This is a genomic window from Rhodococcus sp. IEGM 27, assembly GCF_033142305.1.
Classification (GTDB): domain Bacteria; phylum Actinomycetota; class Actinomycetes; order Mycobacteriales; family Mycobacteriaceae; genus Rhodococcus_F; species Rhodococcus_F oxybenzonivorans.
This window is the reverse complement of sequence record NZ_JAWLSG010000011.1, coordinates 143092-155991: the sequence shown is the minus strand read 5'-3', so window position 1 is coordinate 155991 and position 12900 is coordinate 143092. Positions and strand designations below refer to the sequence as shown.

12 protein-coding genes are annotated in these 12900 nt (G+C 62.6%); 1 reads left to right on the top strand and 11 read right to left on the bottom strand.

Translation table 11 applies throughout. The features are described 5' to 3' along the window. Nucleotides 1-243: 243 nt before the first annotated feature. The 5 genes from R4P95_RS28355 to R4P95_RS28335 all read right to left on the bottom strand — a co-directional run bounded on the left by R4P95_RS28355 (nucleotide 244) and on the right by R4P95_RS28335 (nucleotide 3726). Nucleotides 244-1218, bottom strand: coding sequence for a DUF4192 family protein (locus R4P95_RS28355; protein ID WP_317747459.1), 975 nt, complete (start codon nucleotides 1216-1218; stop codon nucleotides 244-246). Between the two features lie 225 nt (nucleotides 1219-1443). Continuing rightward, nucleotides 1444-2418 (bottom strand): DUF4192 family protein, encoded by a 975-nt coding sequence (locus R4P95_RS28350; protein WP_317747458.1) that lies wholly within the window; start codon nucleotides 2416-2418, stop codon nucleotides 1444-1446. A 222-nt stretch (nucleotides 2419-2640) separates the two neighbouring features. Beyond that, on the bottom strand, nucleotides 2641-2988 hold the full coding sequence (locus R4P95_RS28345; RefSeq protein ID WP_317747457.1) for a hypothetical protein: 348 nt from the start codon (nucleotides 2986-2988) through the stop codon (nucleotides 2641-2643). Beyond that, nucleotides 2985-3281, bottom strand: coding sequence for a hypothetical protein (locus R4P95_RS28340; RefSeq protein ID WP_317747462.1), 297 nt, complete (start codon nucleotides 3279-3281; stop codon nucleotides 2985-2987). Before R4P95_RS28340 ends, R4P95_RS28345 begins: the two co-directional genes overlap by 4 nt. Beyond that, on the bottom strand, nucleotides 3175-3726 hold the full coding sequence (locus R4P95_RS28335) for a DUF3560 domain-containing protein (RefSeq protein WP_317747460.1): 552 nt from the start codon (nucleotides 3724-3726) through the stop codon (nucleotides 3175-3177). Before R4P95_RS28335 ends, R4P95_RS28340 begins: the two co-directional genes overlap by 107 nt. Between R4P95_RS28335 and R4P95_RS28330 the strand changes: the two genes are divergently transcribed. After that, nucleotides 3655-3978 (top strand): hypothetical protein, encoded by a 324-nt coding sequence (locus R4P95_RS28330; RefSeq protein WP_317747461.1) that lies wholly within the window; start codon nucleotides 3655-3657, stop codon nucleotides 3976-3978. The two genes, R4P95_RS28335 and R4P95_RS28330, sit on opposite strands and share 72 nt — an antisense overlap. 213 nt (nucleotides 3979-4191) lie before the next feature. On the opposite strand, the gene R4P95_RS28325 is transcribed toward R4P95_RS28330, so the two are convergent. From R4P95_RS28325 to R4P95_RS28300, 6 genes are all read right to left on the bottom strand, one after another. Next, nucleotides 4192-4725 (bottom strand): hypothetical protein, encoded by a 534-nt coding sequence (locus R4P95_RS28325; RefSeq protein WP_317747456.1) that lies wholly within the window; start codon nucleotides 4723-4725, stop codon nucleotides 4192-4194. A 32-nt stretch (nucleotides 4726-4757) separates the two neighbouring features. Beyond that, entirely contained in the window at nucleotides 4758-4919 is a 162-nt protein-coding gene (locus tag R4P95_RS28320) for a hypothetical protein (RefSeq protein WP_317747455.1), read from the bottom strand. Continuing rightward, entirely contained in the window at nucleotides 4916-5401 is a 486-nt protein-coding gene (locus tag R4P95_RS28315) for a hypothetical protein (protein ID WP_397504832.1), read from the bottom strand. Before R4P95_RS28315 ends, R4P95_RS28320 begins: the two co-directional genes overlap by 4 nt. A gap of 150 nt (nucleotides 5402-5551) precedes the next feature. Then, nucleotides 5552-6283, bottom strand: coding sequence for a terminal protein (locus R4P95_RS28310; protein ID WP_317747452.1), 732 nt, complete (start codon nucleotides 6281-6283; stop codon nucleotides 5552-5554). Beyond that, entirely contained in the window at nucleotides 6283-11661 is a 5379-nt protein-coding gene (locus R4P95_RS28305; RefSeq protein ID WP_317747450.1) for a telomere-binding protein, read from the bottom strand. Before R4P95_RS28305 ends, R4P95_RS28310 begins: the two co-directional genes overlap by 1 nt. Nucleotides 11662-11853: 192 nt before the next feature. Then, nucleotides 11854-12111, bottom strand: a complete 258-nt coding sequence (locus R4P95_RS28300; protein ID WP_317747449.1) for a hypothetical protein — start codon at nucleotides 12109-12111, stop codon at nucleotides 11854-11856. Nucleotides 12112-12900 lie beyond the last annotated feature (789 nt).

Sequence of the window (12900 nt, the reverse complement as noted above, 5' to 3'; positions counted from 1 at the left end):
CCGGGGTACCCTCCCCGACGGTACCCCGGGCTGCGCCCGGGGCCTGAACCGACTGGGCAGCAAGCCGCCCAATAACGGAATTCACCCACGCGCTGCGCGCTGGGTAACGGGTTAGGTTGCTGTATAACGGAATTCGGAACAAGCAAAATGATCACTTCGGAAGTGCTCATTACCAACAGGATTGACCGAATCCAGCGGTTGCGGAACCGTCCCCGTTCGATCACCGCACCGCTGTTTCGTTACCTACTGGTCCTGATGGGCGCGCACCGCCGCAGCACGCAGCTGCTCCCACAGTGCCGGGTTCATCCCGTGGTTGAGAAACTGCTCGAACAGCTTCCCGAAGGAGTGCGCGGGATCGAGCGCACGGCCCACGTTCACCGCCTCACGTGCCAGCGCGGCGTGACGGCTCACCCAATGAAACACTCCGGCAAGAATGATCACCGCACCGGCGAGATCATGGGGCAATACCGCCCCGACCTGGCGCATTACCTCGGCGGCGGCATCGGCATTGTGTGCGTCGATCCGGGCGAACAGCAGATCGCGCACCGGCACATCGTGCATCGCGGCCGCGATGATCGCGGCGTGCTCGTCCGTGACACTGATGCCCCGCTCCCCCGCTCCCGCGGTTCCCCCGACGTACGGTGCCAACGCGAAATCGTAGGCACGGTCGGCGGCGTTCTGCGGGTCCCTAGCGGCCAGAATCACGCGCTCGCGCCCGAAACCAGCGGCCACCATAGCGGCGCGGTCTCGACCATGCTGGGCCGGTGCGAAACTCGCTCGCATCTCGGCGCGGGTCATGAGCGTGGTGGAGCCGACCACGAGTGCCTCGGCGATGATCGGGTGCGCCGCCAGATCGACCGGCATGCCCGGCTGCCCGATCAAGGACCCGGCCCCGTGCCACTGACGCACCAGCCCATCGGTGAACACGAACACCGGGGTCACCGCATCGGGGCGAAGCTGCTCGAGGATCGCGCCCACCACATCACCCCGCTCGGCCGGGCCGAACACCACCGCCAGCATCGACTGGCTCTCCTCCAAGGGTGCGGCGCTCTCGAGGGCGTCCAAGATGCGCCCCGACTCCCGCTCCGCATCGTCACCCAACTGGACCAGCATCACCGCCGCCGGGTGGCGGTCAAGGCTCATCACCGCCACCTCGTCGACCGGAAGATGACCGCCCAACGCGACCGCACCGGCAACAACATCGGACGGCGAAGACATACGAAAAACACTCACAGCAAACCCCTTTGAGTCGGGTGGGTGAGTTGGTCAGACTCACCCGTGGATTGGACTTACGAACACCTCAGAACCTAGCCGAAACATCCGACAAAAACCCGCATTGAACTGCGCCTATGTCCCCGGCACACCCGGTGCCGGGGACATAGGCGCATACAGCTGTTGCCGGTGGCCGGTCGGGCGCCGGCAACAGCTCACAACAGAACTGGACTACTGGTCGGCGATACCCTTGGCCACACGTACGGCCGCGCACAACTGGTCCCACATCGACGGGTTCAATCCGGCGTCGAGCATCTGCTCCATCACCTGACCGAAGGGGTGATCCGGGAACGCCTCGAGTCCGGCAGAGATCGCCTCCCTGGCCGCTACCGCGTCCCGACCGACCCAGAAGCTGGCCCCGGCCAAGATCAGCGGGGCCGCCGCCGGATACCGCATCGTCACGGCCGCAACCTGCCGCCACATCTCGCCCAGCGCCCGGCCATGCTCGACAGTGATGCCCGACAGCAGCGCATCCCGCACCGGCGTATGCCAGGCCGCCGCCACCAACCGCGCCGCGTGCTCATCGCTGACGCACACCCCACGAGTCTCGTACTCCTCGAGATACCGGGTGATGACATCACGGGAGAGCTCCTCCGCCGCCCTGAACGCGTCCGCACGGCCCAGTCGGGTCACTTCCGCTGTGGCGGACTCGGTGACCGCCTGTGCTCGCTCCTCGCCGAGCTGAGCCGGTGCAAACCCTGCACTGATCTCCCCACGCGTCTGCAGCCGTACCTTGCCCTCCGTCAAGGCCAGCGTCACGACCGGATGCGACGCCAGGTCGCCGGATTCCCACTCCCCCGGCAGCGGATGAAACCGCCGAGCCTGGCCCTGGAAGTACGCGAAGACGTGAAACGCCCGATCAGGCGCAGCCTCGCGCAGCGCCTGCACCACCAACTCGGCGTGAGCCGGTGAGCCGAACACCACCACCAGCAGCACCTCGATGTCACCGACACGCTCGCGTGCGACCTCGACCCACTCCTCACGATCGGCCTCCGACACAACCTCGGGAAGCTGGGCAAGCAGCACCGTCCCGAACGCCTTCTCATCGAGCGGAGCCACCACAACCTCCGCCGTAGGCAAGTGCCCCGCCAGACTCACCGCCAACGCGGCCGCATCCACTGCCGAACTGATACGAATCGGTTCCATCACACAAACCCCTTTGGGCCGGTGGGTGAGCTGGTCAGACTCACCCGCTGAAATTTGGACTTACTGCACCTCGAAAACTAGCTGAATCCTCCGACAAAAACACCCTGGAACAGCGAAAACGTCCCCGGCACACCCGGTGCCGGGGACGTCGGCGGAAACTGACTCGGCGGCGCCCAGCGGTCGGCCGCGGCTACACGCTGGACACCACCAAGTGACGCTCAATCAGGCTGTGCAACTAAGCCATTTCCAGTGCGGCATGCGCGTGAGCCGAGCAATGCTCGCGCGCGCCCGATCGATCCACTCCGATTGCGCGTCCGGCGCCAGCGCTGACCAGTCCCGCCCGGTCAGCGTCGAGCAGTCCAGCGCAGCGACCGTCTCGATCGGCACCAGAAGGCGCCAGGCCGCCAGCCGGAAGACATCGGCGAACTGAGTGTTCACCGGAGGCCACTCCGAACCAGGCAAGCACTCGATAAACGCTTGTGCTGCGGCATCTTCCACCCGCCGCGAAACCGGGTAGTGCCGTGAGCACCGAAACTCGCCACTGTGGATCTCGGATCGGAACTGATTCATGACCGGGCGTCCTCCACGTCGACAAAGGTCTCCGCCGGCTCTTTCTGAGCCTCGGCACGGATATGGCCGCTGAGCTCGTGATACGCAACCTTGTCCGTCCAGCCCCCACCCACGATCGAGGGGATGCTCACGGTCTTCCTGTTCACACGAACGACCCTGTACCACTGGCCACGACGCTGAACCTGATCACCCTTCTCGATGTCTTCGGGCCCGTAGTTCGTTGCTTGCCCCGATGAGATCTGCTCCGCGCGAATCCCCTCCCAATACGAGATCTGATCTGCGCGTTCCTCCATCCGAGCAATAACCGATTCCCGGTAAGCACCCCTCGACCGGCGCAGTCTTCTCGACCTGCTTGACTCCCCGCACGACGAACAATGTCCGTTCGTGCCCGTCCAAAAGCCGCTGATCTGCACGCTGGCTCGCCTGCAGCGAGTCGATACGATTCTTGACCGTCTCCGGGTTGTACCGAGCCGACGTCGTCACCGCCGCCGACTCAGCCCGCCGCCGAGCCGCCTTCGCATCCTCCTCGGCAGCCACGGCCTGCCCGAGCGTGCGATGCGCGGTCTCGATAGCTCTCCGGTGTCGCCTCTGCGAATGGTGCCCCACGTGAATCGGCTCGCCACCCTCCGGAAGCGCATCGTGTGCGCGCCGGTCAGCCTCCCACGCTTGGTCGGCCTGATCGGCTCGTCGCTGTGCCTTGTTTTCGAGTGCAGCGACGCGGCCGGCCTGACGCTCAATCCGATCGGCCTCGACCTCGGCAGTTGGCCGCGCGGTGGCATCGATCTCAATCTGTACCTCGAACCCAGCAGCGCGCAACGCCGCCGCGGTGCTCTCGATCAAGTGCAACTTCGGCGCCCGATCCCGGCTCCCGCGGATTCCCCAAGTCCCGAGCGAACGAAACCACCGCCACCCCAGTGCTTTCAACGCCTCGTTCGTACCATCGCCGCGCGACGTCCCCTCTATCAAGGTCCCTTCGGCCGCACTATGTGAAATCGTCACCATGCCAGAACAACTCCCAAAACAAGGGGGCAGATGGTCAGTCCGCCCTTCAACAGGACAACACCGAATCTACCCCCACGCACCGTCAAAAACAGTCTCTGAACAGTGAAAACGTCCCCGGCACACCCGGTGCCGGGGACGTTTGTGTCTAGCGACTGACTGACGTTGTAACCGACTGACTGACGTTGTAACCGACTGACTATCTCAGCGTTGAGATCGGCGTTTCCGCGGTCCAGATCCGCCCAGGGACTGCTTCCGGACGCTGTCGAGTGTCGCCCACAGCGCTTCGTTGTCCAGATCGCTTCGGTGCTTCTCGATGGCAGACACGAGCTGGTCAATCACTACCCGAGCCGGCGGATTGAACGTCATGGCTGCCGCACCCGCCCAGGCGAGCGGTTCGTCCTCGCGCTTCAGGATCCGATCGAGCGCACCCTCACACCGGTCGAAGAACTTCTCGGTGCGCTTAGTCTGATTGTCATCCTGATCGCTGGCTTCGAGCGCTCCCTCAGCAAGATCGAGAAATCCATTGATGATCCCCGTCGCGCGGTCACGCAGCACCGGGTCGAACCCGACAGATGACCAGAATCCGTTCCACCGCGTGCGGTAACTGCGGTCCGAACTGAGCGGCACAAGGTGATCGCGTAGCAGCCGGCCGAGGCTGTTCGCGTCCAGCTCACGCAGCTGACGCGCCAAGAGTGCTGGCTTCGATGCCTCGGGCAACGGCTGCGGATCGTTCACGCGCAACCATGGGCGCGGCCCCACCGAATCGATCACGGCAGTGAGCGGCCCGACGATGACCACGAAAGATCGACCTCACGACGGTGCGCCCCCTCGGCGTTGTCATCGAGCGCGAACTCCGAAAGCAGCGCCTTGGCTCGTTTCTGGACAGAGCTAGCTTCGTTGTCCATGTTCATACCCTTCTCGTTTGTCATCTCAACTCCTTCGACACAGCTAACACCGACAGATCTACCGCCGGCGCGTCGTTTGACCACACATGCGTACGACCATGAGGAAGCAACTCCGGTAGCGGGTGCAACCTCCACGGCTCGATCTCATCGAGCACTTCCTGAGCAAGCACGACACCATGGAAACGCGTCGGCACCGTCGTGACATCGACAATGGAGCCGCGGCGTCGGAACTCACTCATCGAACGGGCCGAACCATTGCTGATCACAATCTGCTTCCAGGGCTTGCCAGTGATGTCAAGAATCGCCACGACGTGTGGCTCGAGCCAACCTCGCTCACGCCAAACAGGCAAAATTCCTTTGTCCTTCGGGAGAGCGATCTGGGCGATCGCCTCGCGGGCGTAGTCGGCCTGCTGCCGGCCCCGCAACTCAGACTCGGCGGCCGGCAGACGCAGCTGCTCGAGTCGACGATGTGGGACGGCCGCCAACTGTCGGTTGGAGCCGGCCAACCATCGCCTAACGGTGCGCGACGAGACATGCATAGCGTCCGCGACCGCCTGAACGTCAACACTTCCACGCGCAGTTTCGCCGTAACAGGTCCGGAGCATCGCCTCGAGACGTTTGCGCGTCCAGCGAGGCCCTCGATGGCCGACCACAACTTACCGTTCCACGTCGAAGCTGTTAATTTGAAAGAACTCCCACCCACCGAGGTAGTCCTGCGCTCGCGTGTTCATCCAGTCGGTCATTCCCTTGTCGCCACCGCGTTCATACGCACTCCACATCGCCTCGACCTGGTCGGGCGTCAGCGCCAAGGTGATCAACCGATCGCGGGCATACTCCCGCGGTCCCGGACCCTGAACAGCATCGATCCTGATCTTGCCGCCGTATTTGGCCAGCGCCTTACCTTGCTTGCTGCTTCGCATAATCGACATCGCCGCGCGACGTGCGCTCTGCGTAGATGCCGCTCGTTTGGCCTTGTGGGCTAGGGCCTTGAGGGTCTCAGCTCGTGGTTTGGCGATTCGCTGCCGACCTTCCGGGGCCAACCAGCGTTCCACGGTGCGTCGAGAGACCCCAAGATCGCGTGCTGCGGCGGCAGTGTTGATCTCGCTCCGTTTGCCGGGCCCGTAAGCGGCAAGCAGCTGAGCCTTCAGGTTGGCGGATCCAGGTCGACCGGAAGTGTCGGCGCCTCGACGTCCGGTCAGCTTGCCGAAGAATTCCGATTGCATCTTTCCGCGCTCAGCGCGCAGCACTTCACGCACCGCTGTCTGGGTAACACGAAGTTCCTTGGCAGCTCTTACGACATTGATCTGGTTGTCCACCACCGAGCCGTAGTCCGCCAGACTGTCGGCGATCCGCGAATAGGCAGTGCGGCTGAGGGGCTTCCGTGCCATCACGAGTCACTTCCCGCGCTGATGTCGGCAGACATCCACTCAGCCGGTGCGATCAGTTCCGACTTGCCCCGGTAGCCCTTGCCGTCCAGGTACTGCTGATGTTCAGCGAGAAGTGCGGATCCTTCCGGCTTGTACTGGCCGAAACCACGCCCGAATTGCTTCGGTCCTCCAGGCCACGCCAGCTGGGGATCGGATTCATCCGACACGTAGAGCACGGTGTCCTTGGTGACTGCGACGGGCCATTGTCCGGTGTCTTCGCCGATCTGAGCTATCCGGTACATGATGTTGGCCCGCGACTTGGCGACGATGTGGTGGTGACGCTCTGGTGAATATCCTGGACGTCCTGCCAAGTGCAGATCGGAATTGAGAATGCCGATCGTGTGCGTATAGATGACTTTGTTCTGTTCGCGAGCCAACTGCGCGTCGAGATCGTCCTTGACGTCCAAGGCGGTGCGCGCATCCCGGATCCGTTCGTACCACGGGACGAGGACCCGTCCGTGGTCAGGCCACACGTAGGCCTCCAGAATCTCTGGTTCGTACCCGAGACTGCTGGCGCGTTCGAGGGTGGGTGTAGTCACCCACTTTGGCTCAGAAATTGACAAGCCCATCGGGTTAAGTGGATTTGGGAGCCGCCAGTCCGCGCACTCGGGGATCTCCACGAGCCAGTACCCGGGGAGCTTGCGATCGAACGGTAGTCCATTCGAATGATGCACAGGTTCGCCGATCGGAAGTTCGAGGCCGGCGATTCCTGCCGCGTACGAACCGCCGCGGTCGAAGGCATGGACGTAACGGCACTTCGCTTCGTCGTCAGACAAGGTCCGTGACCAGTCGATATCCGCTTCGAAGATCTGGAACTTCTTGGCGAACTCGGCATCGGAGGATGCGAATACGCGCTTCCACTCCTTCGGCCGGGCGGCGATCATCAGGTCGATGCCCGTCGATGCCGGGCTCACAGCCCAGGGGAACCGCAGAGCACCTGCAAGCAGTGACAGGCGCCGCGCCAGAGTGGCGGGTGCCGGCGAGTCACCAAGGATGGGCATCTCCTTGGGGTCTTGGCTCATGCCGGAGACCAGTGCCACCCAGACACCACGCGTCTCGCCCTTCCACACGCGGGTCCAAGTGCCGAGCCGGTCCCCCTCCTTGCCGCCGAGCTGCCAGCCCTCGGAGAGAGCCTCTGTGACGAACGGAGATTGTGCGGTCAGTTCCTTGATCCGGTCGTTTCGGTTGCGCTTGCCCAAACTGCTGGTGTCGATTCCCACGTGCTGCGCCATCGCGTCGGTGATCCAGATCTGCCCAGGCACTGACCATTTGTCGGACGTCCACGTGCCGAGGTTCAACGTCGCTACGAGTTCCGCGACATCGCCGACATGGGTGATCGGCGCGGCAAGGTCGTGACGGGTGCCATCGGGTAGCCATGCGCCATCGACGTCGAGTACTGCCGCGGGTGCGGTGAAGGTGGTCGGTGCTTCTCCTGCTGCAGGATTCGGCGCCGGGGTTGTCGTGGTCGGCTGCTGCGTGGTCTCCGCCGTCGCGACGATGGACGGCGTTGCGGCAGCAGTGTCAGGAGACGTCGTTTCGACGGGAGCCGCCACCGGCTCGTCCACCATCATTGGCGAAACCTGGCCGACTGTGTCGCCGGTTGCTGCAGCTGCAGATCGGGTGGCGGCGGTGCTTTGCCACCAGCAGGGGAGGTGCATCACCAAGCCGTCGATCTGCCATCCGGCGTCCTCGCCGCCGCACAGGGCGCAGGTGGAAACCGGCGAAATCTGCACTCCATCAGCGGAATGCCCCTCGGCATCGGTCTCGATAGCCATCTCAGGCTCCTGTTCGGAATGAGAGCTGGTCAGGCTCATGACTTCGTTGGACGAATCACCCGAAGCTACGCCGGGGCCTGGACTGTTCAGATCGGCGAGCCAACCGTCGAACAGAGCCGGACTACCGGTTACATCAGGCGTGGACGAGTCGCTGGATTCGGCGCCGGGCGTCGGGTCACTTGATCCTGCATCGCTGGTTACTTGGTCTTCCGGATCATCGCTACCGAGTAACTTGTGTAGCCGCAGTGCAACCATGCGCTGCCTGCGGTTTTCGCACTTGACCATCCGCTGCACCGTGTACCGCGGCATCCGGCCTTTCCGTTCCTCCGCGATCAGCACGCCCTCGTCATAGAGAGCCCTCAAGGCGGTACCACGATCGATCTGCAAGGTATCGGTCATCGTCTGACCAGTGGCCTTCAACACCTGTTCGAGGGCCATCGGGTCCAACAAGACTTGTGGTTGACCATCGCACGGCCGCGGGTTGGCCACGACATATCCCAATCGAACGCCACGACCTTCCGCACGCCATCGAGGGGTGCCGTCGGATGTTTCACCCACCACACTGCGCCGCCATCCAAGACATGCAGCCATCGACCAATCCGCGGGAGCTTGCCCGGTGTCGACGTCCTCCACGTAGGCGTGGCCATTTCTCAGTGCGTGTACCAACAACTCCCGTACTCGCGCACCGGTCCGCATGGGCAGATCTGGGTCAGTCGCCGCAGCAGCGGCATCAGACAAGCCCATCGTGACCAGGTCTCCGACCTGCGCGACTTCGTTCTCTGTCAACGCCCCCACATCAACAAGGAAACGAGACATCGCATGCCAGCCCGCCCACAGAGACCCCAAAGCGTCTGCCTGACGAACACTTTCGCCACTCGTGCGCAAACGCTCGCTATACCGCTCACCTTCGGCAAACGCCTCAGCGCGGACACTGTCCAACCGAGGACATAACCACTGCAGGTACGTGGCCATCAACAAGGCACGGCCATGACGGGAATGCGCAGTATCGAGTTCCTTCAAAACGTTCAGTTCGATTTCCCGCGCCTGCAACGGCACCACGAGCATCCGCTGAGCTGCAGATCCTGGCCGCGGCATGATCTCGGAGGTGACCAAGGCAGACGCGCGGGGTGGGGTTCCGTCCAGAACACCGAGACCATCACGTGTGCTTCTCGAGCGTTGCTCACCGTTGTGCACCATGCGAGCGAACTCTTCGAGTGCCTTCTGCGCAGTCCCGAAGTCTCGGGTTGGTGCGACATCGTCCGCCCAGTACAGAGCATCTTTTGCGGCGTTAAGCTTGATTCGCAATGCATTCAATGTGTCGCCGTTGCCCGACATCGATGTCGCCGGTCGCCGGCGATCCCATTTCTCTCCCCAGTGGTGCATCGCCAATGATGCGAGTGATGTCTTGTAGCTGTTAGGCGATCCGACCAACGTAAGAACCCACGGGTTCGGACCCAATGCGGACCTGAATACCTGCCCAAGTAGAGCGGCCGAAACCCGCGTCGGGGTGCGTTCGAGCATCGAGCCGGAATGAAGAAGGAATGCTTCTCGGATCCTTACTGGGTCGGGCGTCGGTGCGGGAAGGTCATACATCTTCAGGGGGCCGGTCAGCAGAACGGGGGCTACCCGTCCGCCGTTCTCGTCGATGGCTCCCCCAGCATGAACGAAGAACCACTTTCCCTGATCATCGCGGCGCCACCCTGTGGAGCGGTATCGCACCACCCGTTGGATTTCGCGCCCACCTGCGCCCTTGAGTGCATCTCGCAGCTTCGCCACTCCGCTGGGGCGAGAGTCGTAGGCAGGCGGACCTGGCAAGGTATCGACCCAGCCGCAATCCCGGTACTCCTTCGCCGGGATCCGAATCCGCAGAAACTCTCGGCTCTCCGGATGGGTGTAGCCGATAACCACTGCGGTGAGTTCTTGAGGTGCGGCGGGGTTGACTTCACTCTGACCGGCCATCGGCGCTCGGCCCATCAACTCCGGCTCGTCGACGTCAATACCCGCTTCGGCAACCTCGAGATACTCCATCTCAACGATCCGGGCATCGAGGTCCAGTACGAGTTTCGCCTGTTGATCACCGCTCTTGGTCGTGACGATTTCGACCAAGTTCCCGTCAATGATCCGATACACCGGAGCAATAAAGTTGCGCCCCCGGATCGTGTTCAGTGGCGTGGCCAGGCTTTCCGAGCCGGACCGGACCGACTGTAAATCAACTGGGCTGAGCGATTCCTGAACCGCACCCGGTACGGGCTCAAGCTCGGGATCTTGCAGAATCGGCGGAATAGGAACTCGCGCGACATCGTGTGCCGCTCGCGCTGCAACACGCGCAGCACGCCATGCGGTCATGGCATTCTCGACCGCTTCTCCCGCCCAATCGGTGCCTTCAGCCGCGGCCTGCTGTCGAACTTTGTCCAGAAGTTCAGTCAAATCTTCGAAACGTCGCTCCGATTCGAGCGCCCAACGTTGTGCGCGTCGGAACTCTTCGTCTCCGTCCCGCCCATCTGCACGATCAGCTCTGGCGGTCGCCTCTGCCAGCGCAAGTTCGATTAGTGCTTGCTTCTCGATTACGTCGGCAGCAAAGCCGTGGGCAGCGACCTCCCCAGGCCGAACAGGGAGGAGACCACCCCACGTCGAGTCGGCCAACCAATGGCCGGCATCGACGTGGTCAGTGAAATCAGATTTAGGTGCCGCCGGTGCGGACAGCAAGAGCTGGACCTGGGCACCACTGCCACCCAACAGAGATGCGAGTTCGATACCCCGCTTCCATCCGACGGAGTCACGATCAAGCACGACGCGAACCTCAGCGCCTTCGAAAAGGTCAGCACACGAGAGAGGGAAGTTCAGTCCGCCTTGAGCATTGGTCGTGGCAACCAGTCCAAGCGACTCGGCTGTCTCGACATCCTTCTCCCCCTCGAGTAACCACACAGGCGAATGGCTCGAGATTGCCGACAGCAGTTCCGGTAGTCGATACAAGACCGGTTCAAAACCCTCCGGCTTACGCTTGAGCCGGGTCCCAGTGGCATCCACGAAAACCTGTCGGAACTGCTTGTGCCGGCCAGCTTCACAGCTCGTGCATTCCTCTCGGATCACTTCCTGCACCAAGGCACCGTCGGCTGATACGTACGGGTAGACCTTGACCCGATCCCACCGGTGGTGCGCGTCCGGTGTTACGTCTGGAAACGCGATTCGGGCGGGTAGCCGACCGCCTTTTGGCCTACGCCGCCCAGCACCACGTCGGTGCGGAGATCGGCCTACGCGTGTGAGCGCGTCACGACCGAACAGCGGTTCGTCGAAGAGATCGGTCATCGACAACCCCAGGCCGTCGGCGATCTCCGAGACGGGAGCTTCACAGCCATGGCAGTGAAGCAGCACCATTCCTCCCCGATGCCCATCGACCCAGGTCACGGACATCGACGCGTTACGATCGCCATGTATCGGGCACCGCGCCATCAGCTGGGTAGAGCCGCGTTCGTTCACCCCGCCATTGCGTTCGGCAGCAGCACGAACCCGGTCGAATGACGACATCCGACCGTTCTCGTTGGCCCCAGCAGTGATAGCAGTCACGAAGCCGCCTCAGACACACGCACCAGGAGATCTGGCAAGCGCGGTGCGGCCCGGGTTAGTATGGGCACAGGTCCCCTCCAGGACTCGTATTTATGAACCAGGTCCCCTCCAGGACTTCAGTTCGTAATCAACGGATCGAAGGACCCCCGCAGGCCGCCAAGCAGTGGGGGTCTTTCGCTATCTATGGCCAGGTCATGCCGAGATTGAAAATTCGCTATCGGACGAATCGCAGACCGTATAGCGCTCGTCGTGGGCCCGTAGTTTTTCCGGGTCCAACTTCTTGAGGATGTAGTCCGGGACATCCAGGTTGTACGCACGGGCCATGACGAGCAGGGCGTAGTCGCCGAGCTCAAGTCCGAGCTCTTCGGCGCGTGCTTCGTAGAAGCTGTGCTGTTGAAGGGGTGCACGAACTGATATGCACTTGCGCGTTCCCTTATGTGGCCGTCCCATGCGATGAGCCTAAACAGAAACTGCTTCGGAAACGTCGAAGGACGTGTTGTCGGTGTGTCGCCGTTCATCGTGCATCCCCTCACCTTCACCAAAAATCCGCTTCTGGTTAGAGGAAGATCCTTCGACCCAACGCTGTGTGACAGATGGGAAACAAGATCTTCGTCGCCGCATCATGCGGCGGAGCATGGACTGTTTCACCAAACTCGCCCGACCGCGGTTTCAGATGAACAACTACCCCTACGTGTGACCTGCGGGGCCAATCGGTGGGGAGTGGGGGGAGTGGGAAGAAATACCTGATCAAACGGTAAAAACCACTCCCCACGACGGTGGGGAGTGGCGTGGGGAGTGGGGTGGGGAGTGGGTTCAAAGACACCCGAAGTGCCTTCGCGTGCACCACCGATGAGCTGTCGGGAATCGACTGAGAGGTAGGCGGCGAGGTTCTACTCCCCCGTCGCCCTACCCCATCGTCACTAGCGAGACACCGTCCGAAGATGTAGCGACAAGACACCAGCAAGAAGCCGGCTCCTGGACTTCGACCCGACCACCTTCACCTGAGCGTCAAGCCAGTCCCGCTGAGCCGTCGTGAACCGGAACCACGTCTCAACGGGACCCTTGACCGCAAATGGCTCCTGATGCACCGGGATCCCGGCTGCGGATCGCCCGGCCACCGGCTGGAACAGGCTACGAAGTCCCGCGATCCCCACAGAATCGAAGGCCTCGATAACGACATCAGCGTGATCACATCTACGTTCGGCCGCGCGGCTCTGCAGTGCATCACGCGTGGCGCGA

Bases quoted from the DNA above. Each gene is read 5' to 3' on its own strand.
- R4P95_RS28320 (WP_317747455.1), bottom strand. From the start codon at position 4,919: ATGACAAACGAGAAGGGTATGAACATGGACAACGAAGCTAGCTCTGTC.
- R4P95_RS28355 (WP_317747459.1), bottom strand. From the start codon at position 1,218: ATGTCTTCGCCGTCCGATGTTGTTGCCGGTGCGGTCGCGTTGGGCGGT.
- R4P95_RS28345 (WP_317747457.1), bottom strand. From the start codon at position 2,988: ATGAATCAGTTCCGATCCGAGATCCACAGTGGCGAGTTTCGGTGCTCA.
- R4P95_RS28300 (WP_317747449.1), bottom strand. From the start codon at position 12,111: ATGGGACGGCCACATAAGGGAACGCGCAAGTGCATATCAGTTCGTGCA.
- R4P95_RS28310 (WP_317747452.1), bottom strand. From the start codon at position 6,283: ATGGCACGGAAGCCCCTCAGCCGCACTGCCTATTCGCGGATCGCCGAC.
- R4P95_RS28350 (WP_317747458.1), bottom strand. From the start codon at position 2,418: ATGGAACCGATTCGTATCAGTTCGGCAGTGGATGCGGCCGCGTTGGCG.
- R4P95_RS28340 (WP_317747462.1), bottom strand. From the start codon at position 3,281: ATGGAGGAACGCGCAGATCAGATCTCGTATTGGGAGGGGATTCGCGCG.